This window comes from Psychrobacter lutiphocae DSM 21542 (genome assembly GCF_000382145.1).
In the GTDB taxonomy this organism is placed as follows: Bacteria; Pseudomonadota; Gammaproteobacteria; order Pseudomonadales; family Moraxellaceae; genus Psychrobacter; species Psychrobacter lutiphocae.
The window spans coordinates 12917-36659 of the sequence record NZ_KB907654.1 but is presented as its reverse complement, the minus strand read 5'-3'; the positions used below and the strand labels follow the sequence as shown (position 1 = coordinate 36659).

Annotated in this window: 16 protein-coding genes, 1 tRNA gene and 1 pseudogene; 4 read left to right on the top strand and 14 right to left on the bottom strand. The window is 40.5% G+C overall.

Annotation, left to right across the window (positions count from 1 at the left end; genetic code table 11):
* Window positions 1-233: transposase (locus H140_RS16540; protein WP_409371740.1), on the top strand; the 233-nt coding region annotated here is incomplete at its 5' end.
* A 152-nt stretch (window positions 234-385) separates the two neighbouring features.
* On the opposite strand, the gene H140_RS0111005 is transcribed toward H140_RS16540, so the two are convergent.
* The gene (locus H140_RS0111005; RefSeq protein WP_019673710.1) at window positions 386-1621 is read right to left on the bottom strand and encodes an argininosuccinate synthase; all 1236 of its coding nucleotides are present in this window, start codon (window positions 1619-1621) and stop codon (window positions 386-388) included.
* 500 nt (window positions 1622-2121) lie between these two features.
* Here H140_RS0111005 and pyrC point away from each other — a divergent pair, with 500 nt between their 5' ends.
* The 3 genes from pyrC (at window position 2122) to H140_RS0110990 (ending at window position 4512) form a co-directional block, all read left to right on the top strand.
* The gene (gene pyrC, locus H140_RS0111000) at window positions 2122-3219 is read left to right on the top strand and encodes a dihydroorotase (protein WP_019673709.1); all 1098 of its coding nucleotides are present in this window, start codon (window positions 2122-2124) and stop codon (window positions 3217-3219) included.
* 94 nt (window positions 3220-3313) lie between these two features.
* Entirely contained in the window at window positions 3314-4192 is an 879-nt protein-coding gene (gene rnt / locus H140_RS14530; RefSeq protein WP_019673708.1) for a ribonuclease T, read from the top strand.
* Between the two features lie 244 nt (window positions 4193-4436).
* A tRNA-Glu gene (locus H140_RS0110990) sits at window positions 4437-4512 on the top strand.
* Window positions 4513-4634: 122 nt separating this feature from the next.
* Here the strand turns inward: H140_RS0110990 and ispD are convergent.
* The 13 genes and pseudogenes from ispD to H140_RS0110920 form a co-directional block, all read right to left on the bottom strand.
* Complete coding sequence (gene ispD / locus H140_RS0110985; protein WP_019673707.1) at window positions 4635-5342, bottom strand: 2-C-methyl-D-erythritol 4-phosphate cytidylyltransferase; 708 nt, start codon at window positions 5340-5342, stop codon at window positions 4635-4637.
* 2 nt (window positions 5343-5344) lie between these two features.
* Window positions 5345-5701: a septum formation initiator family protein gene (locus tag H140_RS0110980; RefSeq protein WP_019673706.1), complete on the bottom strand. Its 357-nt coding sequence runs from the start codon at window positions 5699-5701 to the stop codon at window positions 5345-5347.
* Between the two features lie 179 nt (window positions 5702-5880).
* Window positions 5881-7200 carry a phosphopyruvate hydratase gene (gene eno, locus H140_RS0110975; RefSeq protein WP_019673705.1) on the bottom strand — a complete coding sequence of 440 codons (1320 nt, stop codon included), beginning with the start codon at window positions 7198-7200 and terminating at the stop codon, window positions 5881-5883.
* A 233-nt stretch (window positions 7201-7433) separates the two neighbouring features.
* Entirely contained in the window at window positions 7434-9662 is a 2229-nt protein-coding gene (locus H140_RS0110970) for a heavy metal translocating P-type ATPase (protein WP_227672912.1), read from the bottom strand.
* Between the two features lie 394 nt (window positions 9663-10056).
* The gene (locus H140_RS0110965) at window positions 10057-10281 is read right to left on the bottom strand and encodes a heavy-metal-associated domain-containing protein (protein WP_019673703.1); all 225 of its coding nucleotides are present in this window, start codon (window positions 10279-10281) and stop codon (window positions 10057-10059) included.
* 153 nt (window positions 10282-10434) lie between these two features.
* Window positions 10435-11295 (bottom strand): 3-deoxy-8-phosphooctulonate synthase, encoded by an 861-nt coding sequence (gene kdsA / locus H140_RS0110960; RefSeq protein WP_019673702.1) that lies wholly within the window; start codon window positions 11293-11295, stop codon window positions 10435-10437.
* 656 nt (window positions 11296-11951) lie between these two features.
* Window positions 11952-13586 carry a CTP synthase gene (locus H140_RS0110955; RefSeq protein ID WP_019673701.1) on the bottom strand — a complete coding sequence of 545 codons (1635 nt, stop codon included), beginning with the start codon at window positions 13584-13586 and terminating at the stop codon, window positions 11952-11954.
* A gap of 291 nt (window positions 13587-13877) precedes the next feature.
* Window positions 13878-14715: pseudogene (locus H140_RS14970) on the bottom strand (RNA-guided endonuclease InsQ/TnpB family protein); the annotation flags it as partial.
* Between the two features lie 387 nt (window positions 14716-15102).
* Entirely contained in the window at window positions 15103-16287 is a 1185-nt protein-coding gene (locus H140_RS0110940) for a porin (protein ID WP_019673700.1), read from the bottom strand.
* Window positions 16288-16519: 232 nt separating this feature from the next.
* On the bottom strand, window positions 16520-17704 hold the full coding sequence (locus tag H140_RS0110935) for a porin (protein WP_033427022.1): 1185 nt from the start codon (window positions 17702-17704) through the stop codon (window positions 16520-16522).
* Between the two features lie 280 nt (window positions 17705-17984).
* Window positions 17985-19028 carry a porin gene (locus H140_RS0110930; RefSeq protein WP_019673698.1) on the bottom strand — a complete coding sequence of 348 codons (1044 nt, stop codon included), beginning with the start codon at window positions 19026-19028 and terminating at the stop codon, window positions 17985-17987.
* Between the two features lie 597 nt (window positions 19029-19625).
* Window positions 19626-20717, bottom strand: coding sequence for a porin (locus H140_RS0110925; RefSeq protein ID WP_019673697.1), 1092 nt, complete (start codon window positions 20715-20717; stop codon window positions 19626-19628).
* 482 nt (window positions 20718-21199) lie between these two features.
* Window positions 21200-23404, bottom strand: coding sequence for a malate synthase G (locus tag H140_RS0110920; protein WP_019673696.1), 2205 nt, complete (start codon window positions 23402-23404; stop codon window positions 21200-21202).
* Between the last annotated feature and the right edge of the window lie 339 nt (window positions 23405-23743).

Below are 23743 nucleotides of genomic sequence, written 5' to 3'. Positions count from 1 at the left end.
ATCAACCAAGTTTAAACCTACATAATGTGACGATGCTTAAATTACCCCCTTATTCACCTGAGTTAAATCCATCTGAACAGGTGTGGTCGTATTTGAAACAACATTGGTTATCCAATAGGTGTTTTGATGGTTATGAGGCTATTGTTAATGCTGCTTGCAAGGCTTGGAATAGACTTTGTTCCAAGCCCGAGCTCATTCAGTCTATAACTTCTCGTGATTGGATTGGTTTATAGGTTTATTTATGGAATTGGTATTAGATTTTTTCTCAATTGTTAAGTCAACTTTCTTCAAGTCGTAAAATTAAAAAAATAAAAAAGCAGAAGTGACAATCACTTCTGCTTTTTTTATCCAAATTTATCCAATGGAGCATATAAATGCTATCAAGCTATGAAAGATCACGACCTTTGCTGGCTTCAATCGCAAGACGTAAGCCATTTAAACGGATAAAGCCTTCAGCATCTTTTTGATCATAAGCGCCCGCATCATCTTCGAAAGTGGCAATCTTTTCATCAAATAATGAATAAGGAGATTTGCGACCAACCACACTCACACTACCTTTGTACAGCTTCACACGCACTGTACCTGTCACATATTCTTGTGACTTGTCGATTAAAGCTTGTAGCATTTGACGCTCTGGGCTAAACCAATAACCATTATAGATGATTTTGGCATAACGAGGCATTAACTCATCTTTTAGGTGTGCCGCTTCTCGATCAAGGGTCAAAGACTCCATAGCGCGGTGCGCTTTTAGCATAATAGTACCTGCTGGTGTTTCATAACAGCCACGTGACTTCATACCAACATAACGGTTTTCGACAATGTCTAAGCGTCCAATACCGTGCTTACCACCCAGCTCATTTAGCTTAATCATCACTTCATAAGGCTCTAGCTTTTCACCATCAATAGCAACGATATCACCTTTTTCGTACTCAAGCTCAATGTATTCAGCTTGATCAGGTGCTTTCTCTGGGCTCACAGTCCAGCGCCACATATCTTCTTCTGCTTCGTTATAAGGGTCTTCTAGAATATCGCCTTCATATGAGATATGCAGTAAGTTGGCGTCCATCGAGTAAGGGGACTTTTTCTTATTAGCAGCAAAGTCGATTGGAATATTATGCTCTTTGGCATAAGCCATTAGGCTTTCACGGCTTGATAAATCCCACTCACGCCAAGGGGCAATGGTTTTTACTTCTGGTGCTAGTGCAATAGCGCCCAGCTCAAATCTAACCTGATCATTACCTTTACCAGTTGCGCCATGACTGATAGCATCAGCATTATGCTCTTTGGCAATTTCAACTAGGCGTTTGGCAATCAAAGGACGAGCAATAGAGGTACCTAATAAGTATTCGCCTTCATAGATAGCATTGGCACGGAACATAGGAAAAACGTAGTCACGAGCAAACTCAGCACGTAAGTCTTCAATATGGATATGTTTAATACCCATAGCTTCAGCTTTGGCACGTGCTGGCTCTACTTCTTCGCCTTGACCAATATCGGCGGTAAAAGTAATGACTTCGGCTTCATAAGTATCTTGTAACCATTTGGCAATAATAGAAGTATCTAAGCCACCTGAGTATGCCAGAACGATTTTATTAATATTGTCTTTATTCTCTATTGACATAATGTATCCTTTTGGAAGTTGGAAGGTAATTAGAAGATTAACGGGTGATTGTCATCGGTATGAATCGGTCAATATAACCAGTGAGCGAATCAAAACAGTTGCAAACTTGCAAAGCACTGCAATCCAGTTAAATATGATAAGCTAATTGGATATTGCAAGCGTAGGATATCACTAAACATTCAACCTTCCAGTTTACACTATTTACCATCGCAAAAAAAGATAACCTGAGCATCGCAAAAAAAAATAACCAAACAAAGAAAGTGTAAATAAAGCGGTAGCCTAGCAGTCACTGCCGAATTTATTAACAAAACCTGTTATCATTATAGAGCCTATTGAACATTGGTATGTGTGGCAAAACTGATGGTTGTTTATCTTAACCAGTTTTAGCACACAAGCTACTTGCAAGTTGTCACCCATATAGCGTGTAATTTGCATCATCAATGTTCAACAGACCTTTAATCGCTGACAATCTAATTTTATACTTGTGATGGCTATCTACTATGACTCAATCGACTTCTAACTTAACAAACACCAATACAGAGGTACGTGAGATTACCCTAACCCGCCCCGATGATTGGCATATCCACTTACGTGATGGTGAAGCTCTGCCAACCACAGTTGCGCATGCAGCGACCAGCTTTAATCGGATTATTTGTATGCCAAATCTGGTGCCACCTGTGGTGAATGTCAAAGATGCCATCGCTTATCGAAGCCGTATCTTACAGGTGCTAGAACAAGTGGATATAAAGTCAGACTATAAAACCTCCTTCAATCCACGCATGACGCTATATTTAACCGATACCACCAGCGCAGACGATATTAAACAGGCAGCAGAATCTGGTATCGTACAAGCGGTTAAATTATATCCTGCGGGTGCTACCACCAACTCAGCTGATGGAGTGACCAATTTATCCGCACGTACTGATGTGTTTGATGCCATGCAAAAATATGGACTACCACTACTGATTCATGGTGAAGTTACTGAAACGCATGTAGATATTTTTGATCGAGAAAAGCAATTTATCGATACAACTTTAACCCATATGGTTAAACAATTCCCTGAGCTAAAGATTGTGGTCGAACACATTACCACAGGCGATGCTGCTGACTTTGTATTGTCACAAAGTGAACGCGTGGCAGCAACCATTACGCCACAGCATTTATTATTTAACCGCAACCACTTATTGGTTGGTGGTATTAAACCTCACTTTTACTGCCTACCAATCCTAAAACGTCGTCAACACCAAGAAGTATTACTCGATGTAGCAACCAGTGGTAACCCAAAATTTTTCTTAGGTACAGACTCTGCTCCTCATGCGACACATGCAAAAGAGAATGCTTGTGGTTGTGCAGGCTGTTATTCAGCTCCTATCGCCCTGCCTTTGTATGCCACCGCCTTTGATAGTGTGGGAAAAATTGAACGCTTAGAAGGATTTGCCAGCCAATTTGGTGCAAAGTTTTATGGCTTGCCGATCAATAAGGAAAAGGTGACCTTAGTTAATCGTCCAATGCAGATACCAACAAGCTATTCTTATATGCAACAGCAAGACGTGACGCCGTTAATGGCGGGTGACACCTTACCTTGGTCGTTCAAGTAGCTTAATTATCGTTAAACAACTAAGTAAGTAAAAATAATACGCCATTTTCCTTTTTATATTTCTCTTTTTATATTTGATATGTGATTTTTGCTTTATGACACAATCCAACCTTACCGACGCTAATTTAACTGAAGACCAAAACCCGTCTCAAACCTCTGACTCATCTCAAGCAGAGCCGAGAGTGTGCGCCAATACCAGCAGTGAACAGACCAGTTCTGATAAAGTCAGTAGCGACCAAAACAGCACTGATGCAAATGGTCAAACTAACGGCAATGGCTTTGCGGAACAGCCTATCTTAAAGTTGGCAGATAGATTCCGTAAATTCTTACCTGTGGTCGTTGATGTAGAGACCGCAGGTTTTAATGCCGCCACCGATGCGCTATTAGAGATTGCCTGCATTCCTATCTTAATGGATGAACAAGGTGTTTTTTATCCTGGTGAGCCATTAAATGCGCATCTACATCCATTTGAAGGCGCAAACTTAGAACAAAGAGCGCTTGAGTTTACGGGCATTGATCCTAACAATCCGCTGCGTAAAGCCATCGCTGAAGAAGAAAAGCCTGCATTACGCCGCATATTCAAGTCACTCAAAGAGGTACGCCGTGCCAATGAGTGTATGAAATGCATCCTAGTAGGTCACAACGCTCATTTTGACTTGTCATTTTTGAATGCTGCCATTGAGCGTACCAATAGCAAAAACCAAAACCCATTTCACCAGTTTTCTGTACTCGATACTGTCAGCTTCTCAGCTTTAGCTTATGGTCAAACCGTACTGGCACGGGCTTGTAAAGCAGCAGGTATTGATTTTAGTGGTTCAGAGGCACACTCTGCCTTGTACGATACTCAAAAGACGGCTGAACTATTTTGTCATATTTTAAATAGCTATCCGATGTTAGAAAATGCGATACATACACTGATGCCAGACTCTAAGTCTGACCCTAAGTCGAAAAACACAGAAGACCAAAGTGTCTAAGATGTAAACAAGGCAGTCGCCAATGAATAACAAAATAAGAGGTAGTGAATAGATAGGTAGTGAATAATAAAGAGCAAATAAGATATATCCTTGTTTATCACTATGTGCCGTCAATTTCTCTTGGTTTTTAAGTTTTTCACACTTTTTTTGCAAAAAACTAAAAAAGGGGTTGACAAGATGTTGGGTAATCATTAGAATACGCACCACTTCGACATTAACGGTGAAAGCGGTCGAAGTGGTCTGTGTCCCGTTCGTCTAGAGGCCTAGGACCCCGCCCTTTCACGGCGGTAACAGGGGTTCGAATCCCCTACGGGATACCACTATTTTGTGTTATCTAGTCAGTAATTATCCGATTGATATTATTATTGACAAAAAAAAGCCAAACTCAGTGAGTTTGGCTTTTTTTATTGGTTTTTTATTTTAAAACTAAAAACGCTTAAATCTAATGCTGGTTCTGATACGCCAAGATACTTTCAATTAAAGCTAAATCTTCTGGATACGTTAATTTTAAATTCTGGCGACTGCCCTGCACCACTTTGATCGGATAGCCCATTTGCTCAAAGGCACTGGCCTCATCAGTGATCATTAGCCCCTGTTTAGCAACCTGCTGTAACACCTCATACAATACCCCAGCTCGGAATACCTGTGGTGTCTGTGCCTGCCACAGCTGACTACGATCTACTGTGCGATGAATAGTTGATTTTGTATCTACCAGCTTTAATGTATCAGCGACTGGTACACCCAAAATAGCCCCGTAACTTGATCGACTTGCTACTTCAATTACTGCGTCAATATGCTCAACTGATACGCAAGGACGGGCTGCGTCATGAATGACTATCAAATCCTCTGGTTGTGCTCCAGCCTGCAAAATACTGACAACGCCAGACTGAACAGATTGCCAACGCTCCTCTCCGCCCAAAGCGAAGGTCACAGGTAACACAAATGACATATCTAGCGCCTGCTTATCATCATTGGCAATCACTAAAAATACGTTGTGGATATAAGCACTAGCAGCGAGCGCCTTCACGCTTTGCTGTAAAATAGTTTCGCCGTGTATTTTGGTATACTGTTTGGGTTGTTCAGAACCAAAACGACTGCCTTTACCAGCAGCGACAATAAGACTAAACACTTTTGGAAAAGAAGACTTCATCTTTACTCAGGCACACTTTCGATCATATCTTCTGGATTGATAGGGGCTGTTGGCTGACTGCTATGCGTAACTGCTGCTGTCGATAACTGAACAAAAGTTTCGCCTGGTTTAATCAAGCCTAAGTCCAGACGTGCATGTTCCTCCACCGCTTCTAAGCCATTTTTTAAATCATTAACATCAGCCAACAGTACTTTATTCTCATCCATTTTTTGGTCATTACGCTGTTTTTGTTGCTCAAGCTCTACTTGTAGTGTCTCTAAGTTAGCTCGTCCGCTTTTTCCCATCCAATATTGATACTGCAAACCTAACAATATCGCAACTGCGATTAAAAGCAACATGAATTGGCTAAAATATTTCATAGGGTGACTTAAAGTAAAAAATAAAGGATAAAGTTAAGGATGTTAATTAACTGGGATTAAAAATGGTCAGCGCTAGGCAACAAGTCAGCTGCCTAGCCTTTTTTAGGTAAGACTTTAAAGAATTAATGAACATGCATAAGTGAATAATAGCATGCGTTAACCTGAGTTAATGCGTTAAGCTACTCGCTGCGCAAGCTGATAAACTCTTCGGCACCACGATAGCTGGCACGTACTTGTTGCTCAATACGTAACAGTTGATTGTACTTAGCAACACGATCCGAGCGGCATAATGAGCCAGTTTTAATTTGACCTGCTGCTGTGCCTACTGCTAAATCTGCAATAGTGCTATCTTCTGTCTCGCCAGAGCGATGAGAAATAACGGTAGCATAGCCGTTGTGTTTGGCTAAATAAATAGCATCTAAGGTTTCTGACAAAGTACCAATTTGGTTGAATTTAATTAAGATGGCATTGGCAATCTTTTTATCAATACCCTCTTGCAAGATAGCTGGATTGGTTACAAACAAATCATCACCGACCAATTGTACTTTATTACCAAGTTTGCTCGTTAAATAAGCCCAACCATCCCAGTCTGACTCGTCCAAACCATCTTCAATAGAAATAATTGGATATTGCTCAGTTAAGCCCACTAGATAGTCAGAAAAACCTTGGCTATCGAAGGTTTTATTACCCTCGCCGGCTAGGACATATTGTCCATTTTTATAAAACTCACTGGCAGCACAGTCTAGCGCCAAATGAATGTCTTTGCCCGCGTGATAGCCAGCTTGCTCAATGGCTTGCATAATGACAGTAATGGCTTCTTCGTTGCTGCGTAAGTTTGGTGCAAAACCACCTTCATCACCCACTGCTGTATTTAGACCTTGTGACTTTAATACAGATTTTAGGCTGTGGAAAACTTCCACCCCAGCACGCAAAGCTTCAGAAAAGCTGCTAAAGCCAGTTGGCTCAATCATAAACTCCTGAATATCAACCGTATTATCCGCATGCTCACCACCATTTAAGATGTTCATCATAGGTACTGGCATGGTTAAAGAGGTTTGGTTACGCAAATTGGCAATATACTGATGCAGAGGAATATTTTGGGAGATGGCTGCTGCTTTTGCTGTCGCTAGTGACACCGCTAGCATAGCATTTGCGCCTAGATTGTCTTTGTTTTCAGTGCCATCAAGCTCAATCAATTTGTCATCAATATCTTGTTGGTTGGTGGCATCGCTTTCGATTAAAGCAGTTCTAATTTGGCTGTTCACATTGGCAACGGCTTTTCTGACGCCTTTACCCAAATAACGTGACATATCACCATCACGTAACTCAAGGGCTTCACGTGAACCCGTAGATGCGCCACTTGGAGCTGCTGCACGCCCCTTAGAGCCATCAGCTAAGATAACGTCAGCTTCAATCGTTGGATTACCACGTGAATCAAGGATTTCACGGGCACGAATGTCTTGAATTTCAACTGCGTTGGTAATATTTTCTGCGTACATAGCGTCTTCAAGCCTCTTGTATAATAAATGTTTAATAATAAATAAAATGGGACAGTTTTAATAATCAGCAGGGTTTAGCAATCAGCAGTACCAATTTATCAACTCTATACTGCCTTTATCAATATACAGCCCCTATAAATATTAGTGTAAATATGGCCATTACAGGTTTAAGTTTATGGGTGCTTAATCATAGCATAAAACATAAATATCTTGGATATCAGATTTAGATCTGTCTATACCTGATAGCGGGTCAAGCGCAGGGCATTCATCAACACTGAGATAGAGCTCAGCGCCATTGCAGCAGCTGCGATCATCGGACTTAATAGCCCAAAGGCCGCTAGCGGAATACCCAAACAGTTATAAATAAAGGCAAAAAACAAGTTTTGCTTAATATTGCGCACCGTTGCCCGTGCTACATCCACACCGGCATGTACCTGCATAATAGAGTCACCCATCAAGCGCGCTGAGGCACTGTGCTTGGCAACTTCAGTACCCTCAAGCATGGCAAAGCTGGCATAAGCAGTCGCCATCGCTGGCGCATCATTGACGCCGTCACCAACCATGGCAACTTTATGCCCCATATCTTGATGTGCCTCAATCCATTGCGCTTTGTCACGTGGCTTCATCCTACCCTGAGCAACTGGGATTTGTAGCTCTTCAGCCACATGTGCTACCACAGAGGGTTTATCACCACTTAATAAGACCACCTCTAAACCATCTTCTTTTAGCGCCTGTACAGCTTGAGGGCTTTCATCTTTTAGCTCATCTGCTAAAGCAAACATACCCAGCGCCACACCATCGACACTAACTGCAATATTACTGGCAATTTGCCACACTTTAGGCAACTGTTGTGGCAAATTTAACCCAACAAACTCAGGCGTCCCTACTTGAACCAGCCCAAAACCCATTACCTGCGCTTGCACTCCCATACCAGTGACCACATCCACTTGAGATACAGGCAATAGATCAAGCCCATTGGCTTGCGCTGCATTAACAACGGCGCTGGCCAGCGGATGACTAACATGCGCCTCAACACTGGCCGCCAGCTGCAACACATCTTCAGCCTCGATGGCTTTATTTACCATCATAGCATCCACAATATGTGGACTGCCTTTGGTAAGCGTGCCTGTTTTATCAAACACAATCGTATCGATACTACCGGCCACCTCTAGGCTTTGGGCATCTTTAAACCACACGCCATGACGTGCGGCTACCCCCATACCGGCCATAATCGCCGCAGGTGTTGCCAAACCCAGTGCACAAGGACAAGCGATGACCAATACCGACACCGCATGCAATACCGCCTTATCGACTCCGCCTGTTATCCACCAAGTTAACAAATAAGTGATAACAGAAATAGTCACCACCACAGGCACAAAAACTGCTGCTACCTTATCTGCCAAACGGGCTAAGTCCGCCTTACTACCTTGCGCTTCACTTAAAGCCTTTACCATGTCGCTGAGTTGAGTTTCACTGCCAGTAGCCGTCACTTGATAATTAATACTGCCATTATCGACCATAGCACCTGCCAGCACCTTATCGCCTGGCTTTTTGCTTACAGGGACAGACTCGCCAGTTAAGTGACTTTCATCACACCAACCTTCGCCAGAGACCACAACCCCATCGGTGGCAATGCGTGCGCCTTGTTTGGCGAGCAAGATATCACCTTTTTGGACAGCCTCTAAGTTAACCTGTTCAATCTTTATCTGTTCAACTTTTTGATCAGCGTCGGCCTCGGTATTGATGTTTATATCGTTTAATACATCGCTGTTGCCGTCATCCATTACCCATCTTTCAACTGTGGTAGGTGTCAGCTCTAACAGCATATTTAAGCTGTTTAAACTTTGTCTTTTGGTGCGCAGCTCCAAATACTTACCCAACTTTACAAAGGCAATAATCATCACCCCAGCTTCAAAATATACTGGGACATGTGCACCTTGTTGACTCAAGATATGGATTAGCGTATAAGTGCCTTCTAAGCTTTGAATCCAAACAAAAGTAGAATAAGCCCAAATGGTAAAGGTGCCTATCACTACCAGTACATCCATATTGGCCAAACCACCTTTAATAGATGCCCAAGCACTTCGATAAAAAGGACCGGCTAAGCCAAGCTGTACGAAGGTAGCTAACACAAACTGCACCCACAATGGTGGCATCCAAAGCATGCCTTGTCCAAGCAGCATACCGACCATACCAAACAAAAATGGAATCATACAAATCCAGCTCAGCACCAAACGCCAGTCACTTTCTGGCTGTTGCAAGTGTGGTATTTCATTGTCCCGCAAAGGCTGAGCGCTAAATCCTGTTTTGTTCACCCACTCGGCAATTTGCTCTGCATCCGTTTGACTGGAGTCAAAAGAAACATTCAGTGTTTCCCCAGCAAAGCTCACACTTGCCAAGTCAATGGCCGGCTTTTTATTTAGCACTTTCTCAATACGTGTGGCACAAGCCTGGCAGGTCATCCCCTCAACTTGAAACTGTGCTTTACTCAAAGTCTTTGGACTTAGTTTTTCTAGACTTTCTGTCCTTGATTCCTGTCCTGCTGAGCCTTGTGTTTCTGGACTTTGCGCTTGTGGGCTTGGTGCTTCTGAGCCCAGATTTTCTAGATCATTGTGGGGCTGATTGGAATTATTTGAAGAATGCGACGCAGACATAAGATTACCAAGTTAACGTTAAGTGAATAAACTGTGTTGTCTTTTTTCTTTCTGTTTTCTATTGAACGTACTTCTATCAAACAGCTATTTTGCTATCTAACTAAATTTTAGCAAGTTGCTAGTTTAATAAGTGGCTAGCAGCCTTAAACAAATAGAAAATAAAAAAAGAACTCGACTCTAATGTTAATATTAGACGCTTATCCTAGCTATCAGCGACACTGGCATCAAATCCAGCATCTTCAATGGCTTCAACAATAGCATCCACTGAGGTAGCTTGAGTATCAAAAATAACCGTCGCTTTATTGCCTTCTAAATCTACGTCAATATTTTTCACGCCGCCCAATTGGCTGACCACATTGTCTACGCTTTTGACGCAGCCACCACAGGTCATGCCTTCGATATTAATTATTTGAGTGACATTGCTCATGATGTTCTCCTTTATTATTTATAATTTATAATTTATGCTTAGTAAAACGCTTGATGCCCAGTATTTCTTATATTTAATTATTTGATTAAATTAACTGACACCAGTTCGCTTAATGACTTAAGTTCGCTTAATAACTTAAGTTGGCTTAATGACTTAATGAGTATCGAGTACACTAAAACCTTTAACCAAGTTATCAATTTGCTTTAATTGTGCCAAAAACGGCTCTAACTGACTGGTGCGCAATGCACAAGGGCCATCACACTTGGCCAAGTCTGGATCTGGATGCGCCTCTAAAAACAACCCTGCCAAGCCCGTTGCCATGCCGGCACGTGCCAAGGTGCTAATTTGCTCACGACGACCGCCAGCACTGTCGCTGCGTGCGCCTGGCTGTTGCAAACTGTGGGTTACGTCAAAAAATACTGGCACATTCATCTTTTTCATAATATCAAAGCCAAGCATATCTACCACTAAGTTATTGTAACCAAAAGCGGTACCACGCTCACATAAAATCAGCTTATCATTACCTGCTTCTAAGCATTTGTTTAAAATATGGCGCATTTCGTGCGGTGCCAAAAACTGTGCCTTTTTGATATTAATAATGGCACCAGTTTTTGCCATGGCTTGTACCAAGTCGGTTTGACGGCTTAAAAATGCGGGCAACTGAATAATGTCTGCCACTTCTGCCACTGGCTCGGCTTGATAGGGCTCATGCACATCGGTGATGATGGGCACATTGTATTTTTCTTTAATTTGACCCAGCCAGTCGATGCCTTTTTCTAAACCAGGACCACGAAATGAGTGTAAGCTTGAGCGGTTGGCTTTGTCAAAGCTGGCTTTGAACACATAGCCAATGCCCAGACGCTCACAGATGTCGATATAGCTTTCGGCGATTTCAAATGCCAACTCTTTGGATTCCAGCACGTTCATGCCACCAAATAGCACAAAAGGTAAATCATTACCGATACGAATATCATTTAACTGTAAGTGCGATTTTGCTGTGGTTAACTCACTCATAATGGTCCTTTTTTATTAAATTTATTTATTGGCTCTAGGTTATAAACTGAGGTGAAAAGTCAGTTTTACCCCACTCTCAACATGAATAGTTGGTAACATTAATAATTGGTTTATTAGCTGTGTCTTTAGCTTATTTGTTGCAATATACTAAAACGGAGGGCAAGTCCCCCTTTTTTCAGTTTAGATAATCATAGATTTTCTCTTGCGTCGGGGCAAAGCAGTGCTTTGCTTTATCCCTCCTCAGGGATTTAGGGGGATTTTGCGATACTTACTAAAAATCCATCCCCAACCCTTCCTTTGGAAAAGTAAGGGAGCCAAACTCCGCACAAGCCACCGCCTGTATTTTAAGTTGAGATTGGCGTAGTTTTAAATTATAAATTGTTTTATGCGTCTTAATTGGCTTGTGTACTATTATTTTTATATTTTTAAGCACTATTGTTTTTAAGCACTATTTTTCTTGAATACTATTTTTCTTGAATACTATTATAGTATATAAAGCCATTGCCAGAACAAAAAAGGGGCATCCAAAAAAAAGAGGCCAGATCTTAAATCTAACCTCTTTTTTGGCAGCAATCAAACATTAGCAACATACTGTTTACTTTATTTATTTGCTTGTTTGCTTGCTTAATTTACTTTGCTTACTTTATTTGCCTGCGCTATTTGCCTTGTTGATTGCGAATACTGGCTTCAATAAAGCTGGCAAATAGTGGATGTCCTTCACGTGGTGAGCTGGTGAACTCTGGATGAAACTGAACACCAATAAACCAAGGATGTTCTCCAATTTCAACCGACTCAACCAGATGCTGCTTGGCAGAGTAACCAGAAATACTCATACCCGCCGCTTGCAATGGCTCAATATAGCGATTATTCATCTCATAGCGATGACGATGACGCTCTGTAATTAACCTTGAGCCATAGATCTGATGTAGCTTAGAGCCTTCTACTAGCTCAGCTTTTTGAGCACCCAAACGCATGGTGCCACCCAAATCAGATTCATCACTGCGTACTTGCAGTTCACCACGCTCATCGACCCACTCAGTAATCAGACCAATGATGGGATCTTCAGCCTTACGATCAAACTCAGTCGAGTCTGCTTTTAAGCCCAATACGTTACGGGCGTATTCAATCACCGCCAGCTGCATGCCGAGACAAATACCCAAATAAGGTACTTGGTTCTCACGGGCATAAGTGATGGCACGCATCTTACCTAATTTGCCACGCTCACCAAAGCCGCCAGGTACCAGTACCGCATCCGCTTGCTGCATACGTGCATACAGGCCATCATCAGTCTCTAAGGCTTCTGCGTCGATATAGTCAATCTCAACATGCGTCTTATGGGTGATACCTGCGTGTAACAAGGCTTCGTTAATAGACTTATAAGCATCTGGTAATTCAACATATTTACCAACAATGGCAACCGTTACCTTGCCTTGCGCATTCAACAGACTATCGACCACTTTATCCCAGTCTGACAAATCTGCCTCTGGCGCTTCAATACCAAAACGCTCACAGATTAAATCATCTAAATCTTGCTCATATAAAGTACGTGGAATTTGATAGATGGTCTCAGCATCTTCACACATAATGACTGCACGTTCTTCTACATTGGTAAATAAAGCAATCTTGCGACGATTATCCTCACCAATAGTGTGCTCTGAGCGACAAATGAGTACATCGGGTTGTAAGCCAATCGAGCGTAGTTCTTTCACCGAATGTTGGGTAGGCTTAGTCTTGGTTTCACCAGCACTAGAGATGTAGGGCACTAAGGTTAAGTGCATTAACATAGCTCTATTGCGCCCCAACTCTACTTGCATCTGACGCACCGCTTCCATAAAGGGCAGTGACTCAATATCACCGACAGTACCACCAATTTCGATAATGGCAATGTCATAGCCTTCGCCACTGGCGCGAATACGGTGCTTAATCTCATCTGTAATATGTGGTATAACCTGTACCGTACCACCTAAATAATCACCTCTACGCTCTTTATTAATTACAGTTAGATAGATACGCCCACTTGTAAAGTTATTGTTTTTACTCATTTTTGAGTGGCGCAAAAAACGCTCGTAATACCCTAAATCTAAATCCGTTTCAGCACCATCTTCAGTGACGAAGACTTCACCGTGCTGGAAAGGACTCATAGTACCTGGATCAACATTGATATACGGATCCATTTTCGTCATGGTCACTTTAAGACCGCGAGCTTCTAAAATCGCTGCTAACGAGGCAGCAGTAATGCCTTTTCCTAGTGAGGACACTACCCCACCAGTCACAAATATAAATTTAGTCATAAGTATCAAATCAGCAGTTGGTAAAAAGAGATTTTACTAAATTTGGCGCAAAATATATAGGGTTGACTTTGTATAAAGTTATGGTTCTATTATTTCTGCTATTAATCTGTCAACAATCTAATAGCAAATTACAGATTAAACACAAAAAAGCCACTTATAAATAGTTTAACCCGAATCTCAACTCTTTTTTCTTAACCCTTGATTTTAAAGGGCTTAAAATATTTAGCTGTTAAGATTTACTGGTATAAACCTTTAAATATCAATAGGTTATAAATAGTTGAGAGCGGGGTTTAGTTTAGTTTTTTTGTTGGTAAATGAGCGTGATTTAACATCACCAACCACAATTAAGGCATTATCCTTAACTAATTGGGTGGTGAATTTATGAATGGCATCTAATCTTGAATTTTTGATTTTGGCGTGAATCGCTTTGACTCGCTTTTTATTGTTTGCTCGTTGAGCTATTGCAAGTGTATCCGCCCATTTTTGAGTTTGCTTGATTGTCAGTTTATCACCATTTGAGGTGGTGGCTGACTCTGTTAAGCCTAAATCAATACCAACGCTGCCTGTTCCGCATGGTTGTTTTGGGTATTCTTTGACAGTAATACAGGCATACCAACGGTTACGGCTGTCTTGTACTATTTCTAGGGTGTTTAGGTTATACAATGCCAGATTATAGCTATCCCATAGGTCAATAACTAACTTTTGACCCTTGGCTAATGTTTTGATCCTTAACTAATGATAGCTGTATGATTGATTTAAGTGCCTTTTTGCCTGTTTGGTGTGTGGCAATATGCTTGATGGCTGATTTTTTAAAGGGTATCCAGCCTAAAGATTTATGTTTAGCATCGGGTCGGTTGGTTCGCCAGTTAAGTTTGGCTTTTTTAAATTGCTTACGAGATTTGGCATGAGTCTCGTTGATGGCTTGCAAAGATTGGCTGTGCAAGCCTAAATACTCACCACTTCCTTTGGTGTATTCGTTTAGGTCGTAGGCTGAAAAGAATTTATCAGTGCGTCTTAGATGCTCAAAGCTTAACGCATTAACATAGTTTCACGCATAGTTAACATCACCAGCTATTTTGTTTAGCTGGTTTGCGTGTTTGTCTTTGATGCGTAGCTTGAGGGTTTTCATATACTTAGTATGCTGAGGTTAATATTGATATACAACCCTTTAACCGCTTTTTACGACAGTTTGTGTCGCCTTATATCCACCCCTTGAAGTGGGTAGTTTTACGGCGACTGGTGATAAACTGATGGAGTCTGTCTAGAATCTTTCAGCAAATAACAGCTTATAAAACCTGACTCAGACAAAGATTATGTAGAATCATTTAACTAAAAACCCACCCTATTAAATGATGGGCTTTTATATTGCTGACCCCACTCTCAACTCTTTATAACCTATTGATATTTAAAAGGTTTATATCAGTAAACCCTAACAACTAAATATTTTAAGCCCTTTAAAATTAAGGGTTAAGAAAAAAGAGTTGAGATTCGGGTATTGCTGACAACATTTTATGTATTAGAATTTATACTCAAAAGCAGCACCAAGTGCAAGGGTCTCAGTGCCCGCTTTTCGATCACGAATCACATATTCACGGGCAACGCCATCTTCTGTTCTGGTTTCAAACTGGATATCACTGTCGTTGTAACCGGCATAACCATGGAAAATCATATTTGGTTTGTAAAAGTAGCGACCACCGACCACGATTTGATCACTGTCTTTACCATCTAAACCACGTAGATTAGAGGTATTATTGTACTGCAGGTAGATATTCGCCGGCTTAGACAAGTTTTGTAACGCCCATTGTGCGGTTAACACATAGCCCTTTTCTTTTTTACTGCTTGCATAGTCAAAATCAGCCTGTTGATACATGGCACCTAGGGTCAGAGGTAAGCCAGGATTATTCATCACCTTGGCCAGATCTACAGTCATAGTACCACGGAACATCTCACCTGTGTTCAAACTATTTCTACGGGTTCTACGCGCATCATTGCTTTCTGCTGAGGTATTTTGACCTGGTGCCAAAATGAAGTGACGATAGTTTGGCAAATCTAGGTCATCTTCATACGCCAAACCTGCGGTAAAGCCTTTATCTTGGTCAAACATGGCTGCCACACCCCAGCCATCGGTGCCTTTATCTTTTTCATCGGCAACATACATGCCATAAAAGCGTAACGGTATTTTTTCAAGTTTTGGTGAGGTCCAAAGCACTGAGTTATCAAGACGAGTACCATTCACCATGTTATGCGGCGAACCTAAGTTATCCCAATAGCCACTATCAGCAGTTACCACATTATTAATACGGTCAGTAGATGACTTGTTACGACCAAAGCGGAACTCACCTACCGTCTTGTTTCTAAAGCCTAAAAAGGTATCACGCGCACTTAACGTTCTGTCACGGTCACCGTCAATATTAACTCGGTATTCTAACTGATAAATTACATCCGTATTATCCGTCATCGGCTCTGAGCCTTTAAAGCCAATACGTGAGCCATACGAATTGATTTGCAATGAATTTTTGTCACCCTCAACACGTCTACTCATATCGCCATGATTGGTCGCTTTTCTATCAATATCCTCATGAATAACAGCCATATAGGCTTTACCATAAATAGTCGGTGCAGCTTGAGCACCTGAGACAACAAGCGTCGCCATAGCTAACGCAACTGCAGACGCACACACCTTTTTATTCATTTTGTTCATTACTTTGATACTCCAACGATGGTACAAATCACTGGTTAATTAATAGCACTGGCTTATAAGAAACACAGATATGGATTAACCAAATAACCAAAACAATAAGGAGCTTATCTTAATTAAAAGACAAGCTCCTTCTTTTCTTTTATTGCAAATGACTGCAAACAAAATATTTTAAAGAAAAGTCATTTCAAACTAATCACATTTGAAAATGACCATAAAACACGTTACTTAGCGATTAAAACTTATACTCTAAACCGCCACCAATCGTAAATGTTTCTGTACCTGCTCTTCTATCACGGATAACAAACTCACCTGTGTAGTCTTTACCATTTGGCAGTTGCACAGTACCGTTAGCAAATTCAATATCACTATCGTTATAACCAGCATAGCCATGTAAAATGATATTTGGCTTATAGTAATAATGACCACCTACTACGATTTGATCACTGTCTTTACCGTTTAAGCCACGTAGATCTGAGGTATTATTATATTGCACATAAACATCTGCTGGCTTAGCAAAGTTTTGTAAACTCCATAACGCACTGATAATATATGCTTTTTCTTTTTTACTGCCAGTATAATCAAAATCAGCCTGCTGATAAAGCGCACCGAGTGTTAATGGAAGACCTGGGTTATTGGTCAGTTTCGCTAAATCAAAAGTCATAGTACCACGGATTAATTTACCCGTGTTTAAGCTATTTCTTCTGGTTAAACGGTCTTGGTTACTTTGTGGTGAGTCATTTTGACCTGGTGCCAAAACATAGTGACGATAGGCTGGTAAACTTAGGTCTTTTTCATACGCTAGGCCAGCAGTAAAGCCATTATTCTGATCAAACATAAGTGAAGCACCCCAGCCATCTGTATCAGCATCATCTTCATCTGCCGCATACATGGCGTAAAAATCTAGTGGAATACCTTCGATTTTTGGTGCCGTCCAAAGAACTGAGTTATCCAAACGCGCACTATCTACCATATTAAATGGCGTACCCATATTATCCCAGTAACCACTATTCATGATCACGTTATTAATATTGTCTGATGGTGCCGTTAGACGACCAAAACGAAACTCACCAAAGGTTTTGTTATCAATACCTAGATAAGTATCACGTGCGCGAAACGTTCTACTGTCATCACCATCGATGTCAACACTATACTCTAGCTGATAAATAACATCTGTGTTATCTGTCATCGGCTCTGCGCCTTTAAAGCCAATACGTGACCCATGGGAGTTGATCTGAAGTGAGTCTTTATCTCCTTCAACCTGCATCTTTGGATCTACACTTCTAGCTTTTCTTTCAATGTCTTCATAATCAGCCGTCACAAAAGCCTTACCATAGACAGTCGGTGCTGCGTGAGCAACCGAAGCCATCAAAGAGGCCATAACTAAGCTAACCGCAGAAACACAAAGTTTTTTATTCATATTGATCATAGTCTTAAACTCCAGCTATCTAATAAAAAACAAGAATATAATATAAAATAATGTATTTAAAATAATAATCATAAGATCTATTGAGCATTCATCTTCGTAGGAAACATTAATCACATATAGTGAATGCTCAGCAGATACCAATTAACCTAATCTTTTTTTGTTTTGAACAACTCAAACATCATATCTAATAAAAAAGCCCACCACTCATTAATAAAAGCTGTATGGTAGACTTTAAGCAATTTTGCTTAGACAATTAATATAATAGGCGTAATTAGAACTTATATTCTAACGCAGCACCAACAGCTAGAGTTTCTGTACCAGATCTTCTGTCTTGAATGACATCTTCCTTGCTATCAAACTCAATATCACTGTCATTATAACCAGCATAACCGTGGACAATCATGTTTGGCTTATAGTAATAACGGCCACCAACTACCACTTGATCACTGTCTTTACCATTTATACCACGTATATCTGAAGTGTTGTTGTACTGGATATAGATATCGGTAGGCTTAGATAGGTTTTGTAACGCCCAGTTAGCACTGATGACATAGCCTTTTTCTTTCTTGCTACCCGCATAATCAAAATCTGCTTGCTGATATAAAGCACCAATAGTTAGTGGCATTCCTGGATTATTCATTAACTTAGCAAGATCAAAAGTCACTGTTCCGCGGATTAAATCACCTGTATAACCATAATCAGGTAGGTTTAAGTCGTCTTCATAGGCAACACCTACAGTAAAACCATTATCTTGGTCAAACATTAATGATGCACCCCAACCATCAGAGCCATTATCATCTTCGTCAGCGGCATACATAGCAGAAAACTCTAAAGGAACACCTGAAAATTTTGGTGCTGTCCAAATTACTGAGTTGTCAATACGACCACTATCTACCATGTTATGTTCTGAGCCCAAGTTATCCCAGTAACCGCTGTCTGCTGTAATGACATTGTTAACACGGTCAGTTGATGATTGGTTACGACCAAAACGGAACTCACCAAAGCTGTTGTTCAATAGACCCAAATAAGTGTCACGCGCTTTGAATGTTCTGTCGTCATCACCATCGATATCAATCCCATACTCTAACTGATAAATCACATCTGTATTAGCAGTAATCGGCTCTGAGCCTTTAAAACCAATACGTGATGCGTGTGAGTTGATTTGTACTGAGTCTTTATCTTTCGCACCAACGGACTTATAATCAATATCTTCATAGTCGACAGCAACATAAGCTTTACCATAAACGGTTGGTGCCGCTTGTGCAGCTGATACAGATAGAGCAGCCACAGCTGATGCTAAAAGTAGTTTTTTCATGGGAAATCTCTCCACTATACAATTTTAGTTACGGGCTGCCCTAAAAGCCAACACCCATCCTCGCTATAAAACCAAATAAGGGCTATTCCAAACTTGGTATGAAAACCATCAATCTGATATAACGCTCATAATCAGTTGCAGTATGGCGAGTCAGTTGCAGTATGGCGAGCGGATGTGACATTTTTGTTAAAATATAAAAATAAAGTAAGCTAAACAAAGCTTTTATGTTTTTATCTTAACAGACCTACTTAAACATTCAGAATAATAATTTAAGTTAATAGTTCTGTTACATCTTTCACCAAACTTATACTTATTGCTAAGGATAACAACTTTGCAATAATTTGCAACATTTTTTTAACAACTCACTATTTCATGGCTTATTATTTAAAATAAAAACTATATAAATAGCCCAAATATTTAAAGTTATTTTAATAAGCTAATGAATAATACAAGCACAAAAAAGCCCACCTTAAATAGTGGGCTTCTTAATTTTAACTGTTTTATTTCTGTCATTAATTAGCATTTAACATCTTGAAATTACTATTAAATTTTAAATGACTGCGATTAATTCTAAACAATCTTACCAACTAATACTGCTTAGAAAACATATTCTAAACCGCCACCGATAGCCATTACTTCAGCTTCTGAGCGATTGTTATCAGTTTTATTGTAACCAGCATAGGCATGACCAATCATATTTGGCTTATACATATATTGACCGCCAAGTACAAACTGATCAGAATCTAAACCATTATTACCAGCAAGATCTGAAGTGTTATTATATTGCACATATACTGATGCTGGTTTAGAAAAATTCGTCAACCCCATTTCAGCTGAAATAACAAAGCCTTTTTCGTCAGTATTTGAATAATCAAAATCTGCTTTTTGATATAAAGCGCCGAGCTTAATTGGAAAGCCAGTCATATTCGCAGCATCATAGGTTAATGAACCGCGTAGTACATCACCAGCAATAGCCAAATCATTATCGTAAGCGATACCAGCTGTAAATCCAGAACCTTGATCAAACATCAATGATGCACCAAAACCATCATCGCCGTTATTCTCTTCTGTTTTGTACATAGCAGTGAACTCTAATGGTATACCTGCCATTTGTGGTGCTAACCACATCACAGTATTACTATGACGACCAGCATCCGTCATCGTTAGACCTTCTGATAAGGTAGGCTCAGGATTATCAGAGCCTAAATTATCCCAATAACCTTTAGTAACCGTAACATTGTTAACATAATCTAATGGTGCAACCATGTTACCAAAACGTACTTCACCAAATGAGTCATTCTTTAAGCCCAAGAATGTTGAACGTCTTTTAAAGGTTTTTGAATCATCGCCATCAATATCAACACCATACTCAAGCTTATAAGTAACATCTGTATGCTCAGTAATAGCTTCAGCGCCTTTAAAACCGATACGTGACCCATTCGAGTTTAGATTAAGGTTGTCTTGGTTAGCGTCAACTTGAGTAATCATTGGTAGTTGATCATCATCTGGACGATTCATATTTGCCAATTCATTGGCTTTATTAATTTCATCACGCTTGGCTTCATTAATATCAAATTCAGCATCTACGTAGTCTACTGTGACGAATGCTTTACCATAAACAGTTGGTGCAGCTTGTGCGGTTGTGGCAAAAAGAGCTGCGACAGCAGATGCCAAAAGTAGTTTTTTCATGGGTGAACTCCATTTTTTATTAATGCTAGGATAACTGTCATTAGCTACCCTATTTCAGTGGATAACATTCCAACTAATTTTGACAACATGCTGCTATGACAAAAAAGTAGTTAAAATCTCAGTCTATATAAACCTCGTAACTAATATTTTCTCAATGATATTAATTTATCTAATCTGCATCGCTACTTAACATACTGCTTGTTAAGATGTTACTTGCCAGTAGCTAGAAACAAATCAATCAGTTAATCTAAAACCAATTAACTTAAACAAACATTAACTTAAAAAAATAGTTATTTACTAAACTCATACCATACAAAACATCATAGCAACTCTGAAATAATTTGCAATATATTTTTAAGAAAAATACTATTTATTTTTTTATTACAAGCTATTTAAACAAACTATAAACTAAAAAAAACCTGCTAAATAAACAATTTAGCAGGTAAACACCAACAGGTAAGTTTTTTAAAAATCAGCAGCAATTAGCCACGTGCTTTTAGCGCTAAGCGTGCTGCATGCAATAAAGGCTCAGTGTAGCCACTTGGCTGCTCACGGCCTTTAAATACCAAATCACAGGCTGCTTGGAAAGCAATTGAGTTATCATAGTTGTCCGCCATAGGACGATATAGTGGATCGCCTTGGTTTTGCTCGTCAACCACTTTTGCCATGCGTTTTAGTGACTCCATTACCTGCTCTTCGGTCACGACACCATGATGCAACCAGTTGGCAATGTGCTGACTTGAGATACGCAAGGTTGCACGGTCTTCCATCAAGCCGACGTTGTTGATGTCAGGTACTTTAGAACAGCCCACACCCTGATCTACCCAGCGGACAACGTAGCCTAAGATACCTTGGGCGTTGTTATCTAGCTCTTGACGCTTTTCTTCTTCAGTCCAATTGGTGTCTTTTGCCAATGGGATGGTTAAGATGTCATCTAAGCTGGCACGCTCACGGTTCTTAAAGCCTTCTTGAATCTGTTGTACATTATTTTGATGATAGTGGATACTGTGCAAGGTTGCGCCCGTTGGTGAGGGTACCCAAGCTGTGGTTGCGCCTGCTTTTGGATGGTTTGATTTGGTCTCAACCATCTCTTTCATCTCATCTGGTTTTGCCCACATACCTTTACCGATTTGCGCGCGGCCAATCAGACCGGTTTCGATACCGATATCTACGTTCCACTGCTCATAGGCAGGCAACCAAGCTTGTGACTTCATATCACCTTTGCGCACAAATGCACCAGCATTCATACTGGTGTGAATCTCATCACCGGTACGATCTAAGAAGCCTGTATTAATAAAGATAACACGCTCTTTTGCTTGACGGATACACTCTTTTAGATTGACTGTTGTACGGCGCTCTTCATCCATAATACCGATTTTCAATGTATTGCGCTCTAGTCCAAGCGCATCTTCAACGGCTGCAAAGAAGTCATCTGCGAACTTAACTTCTTCAGGGCCATGCATCTTGGGTTTCACAATATACATTGAACCTTTACGAGAGTTAGATAGCTCATTGTTGCCCTTGATATCATTTAGGGTTAGCAGCGGTGTAATCAAACCATCCATTAGGCCTTCAAATATCTCTTCTGGACCGTTACCTAGATCTACTAAAATGGCAGGGTTTTGCATTAAGTGACCCACGTTACGGGTTAATAGTAATGCACGGCCTGGTAGTACTAGCTTGCCACCTTCTGGCGTGGTGTATTCACGGTCTGGATTTAGCTTACGAGTTAGCTCTTTGCCACCTTTGGTGAAGGTTTCAGTCAAGTCACCATTCATCAAGCCAAACCAATTGTAATAGGCCTCAAGCTTTTCTTCTGCATCCACTGCTGCTACTGAATCTTCATTATCTTGGATGGCTGTGATGGCTGATTCTAGCAACACATCTTTGATATGTGCAGGGTCATCTTTACCTACTGGATGGCTGGCGTCAATTTGAATCTCTACGTGTAGGTTGTTGTTCTTTAATAAGATACCGCTTGGATTGGCAGCATCACCCACATAACCGACAAACTGAGCGCTGTCTTTTAATGCGGTGCTGCTGTCGCCTTGAGCAATTTTTAATGCACCGTCTTCAACGCTAAAGCCAGTCACATCCGTGTAGCTGCCTTGCGCTAAGGCAAAGTTTTCATCCAAGAAGTTTTTGGCATAGGCCACCACTGCCGCACCACGTTTTGGATTATAGCTGCTGCCTTTGTCTTTACCGTCAGTGGTATCAATAACATCTGTACCATATAAGGCATCATAAAAACTACCCCAGCGAGCATTGGCAGCGTTTAGTGCATAGCGGGCGTTGCGTACAGGCACAACCAACTGTGGACCTGGAATACTAGCAATTTCTGCATCTACATTTTCGGTTGACACTTCAAAGTCATCGCCTTCTGGCAGTAAATAACCGATATCGGTTAAAAACTGCTTATATTTTGGATAGTCAATCTTGCCATCTTTTGCTGGATTATCTAGATGCCACTGGTCAATTTTCGCCTGTAATTCATCACGCTTTGCAAGTAATTGTTTGTTACGTGGGGTAAACTTTTCAACGATATCAGCAAAGTTTTTCCAGTAAGTCTCTGATTCCACACCAACACGGGGTAGCACATCGTTTTCGATAAAATTATAAAGCTGGCTATCAATAGCAAGGATGCCTTGTTGAACGCGATTCTGATTATTATCAACAGAGTTAGTCATAGCATAAAATCCTTTATTGGTGAATTTTTTATCAGTGAATCTGGGGTACCAAATATCCTTTTCCCTATCAACAAGCAACCTACAAACATTAAGTAAGCGGCTGTCATAGAGTTTGCGGATATATCAAGGGGATATTTTTTGATACATTTATACTGATGGATAATCCTTTATTGAATTACCGTATTTCTCATACTACTATCATTTATATAAATAAACAAGAAACAGTCATTTTGTAAATAAATGTTTAGTCTTTTGTCAGTTGATATAGTAGATGACATAAGCGTTTAGCGTGTTTTTTAACTTAAAAAAGCTTGTAACATAAGATGTTTATCAAATGAA

Coding starts and splice junctions, on each gene's coding strand:
- H140_RS0110955 (WP_019673701.1), bottom strand. CDS start 13,586: ATGACTAAATTTATATTTGTGACTGGTGGGGTAGTGTCCTCACTAGGA.
- rnt (WP_019673708.1), top strand. CDS start 3,314: ATGACACAATCCAACCTTACCGACGCTAATTTAACTGAAGACCAAAAC.
- H140_RS0110980 (WP_019673706.1), bottom strand. CDS start 5,701: ATGAAATATTTTAGCCAATTCATGTTGCTTTTAATCGCAGTTGCGATA.
- H140_RS0110930 (WP_019673698.1), bottom strand. CDS start 19,028: ATGAAAAAACTACTTTTAGCATCAGCTGTGGCTGCTCTATCTGTATCA.
- ispD (WP_019673707.1), bottom strand. CDS start 5,342: ATGAAGTCTTCTTTTCCAAAAGTGTTTAGTCTTATTGTCGCTGCTGGT.
- H140_RS0110940 (WP_019673700.1), bottom strand. CDS start 16,287: ATGAACAAAATGAATAAAAAGGTGTGTGCGTCTGCAGTTGCGTTAGCT.
- H140_RS0111005 (WP_019673710.1), bottom strand. CDS start 1,621: ATGTCAATAGAGAATAAAGACAATATTAATAAAATCGTTCTGGCATAC.
- H140_RS0110920 (WP_019673696.1), bottom strand. CDS start 23,404: ATGACTAACTCTGTTGATAATAATCAGAATCGCGTTCAACAAGGCATC.
- pyrC (WP_019673709.1), top strand. CDS start 2,122: ATGACTCAATCGACTTCTAACTTAACAAACACCAATACAGAGGTACGT.
- eno (WP_019673705.1), bottom strand. CDS start 7,200: ATGTACGCAGAAAATATTACCAACGCAGTTGAAATTCAAGACATTCGT.
- H140_RS0110970 (WP_227672912.1), bottom strand. CDS start 9,662: ATGACCTGCCAGGCTTGTGCCACACGTATTGAGAAAGTGCTAAATAAA.
- H140_RS0110935 (WP_033427022.1), bottom strand. CDS start 17,704: ATGAATAAAAAACTTTGTGTTTCTGCGGTTAGCTTAGTTATGGCCTCT.
- H140_RS0110925 (WP_019673697.1), bottom strand. CDS start 20,717: ATGAAAAAACTACTTTTGGCATCTGCTGTCGCAGCTCTTTTTGCCACA.
- kdsA (WP_019673702.1), bottom strand. CDS start 11,295: ATGAGTGAGTTAACCACAGCAAAATCGCACTTACAGTTAAATGATATT.
- H140_RS0110965 (WP_019673703.1), bottom strand. CDS start 10,281: ATGAGCAATGTCACTCAAATAATTAATATCGAAGGCATGACCTGTGGT.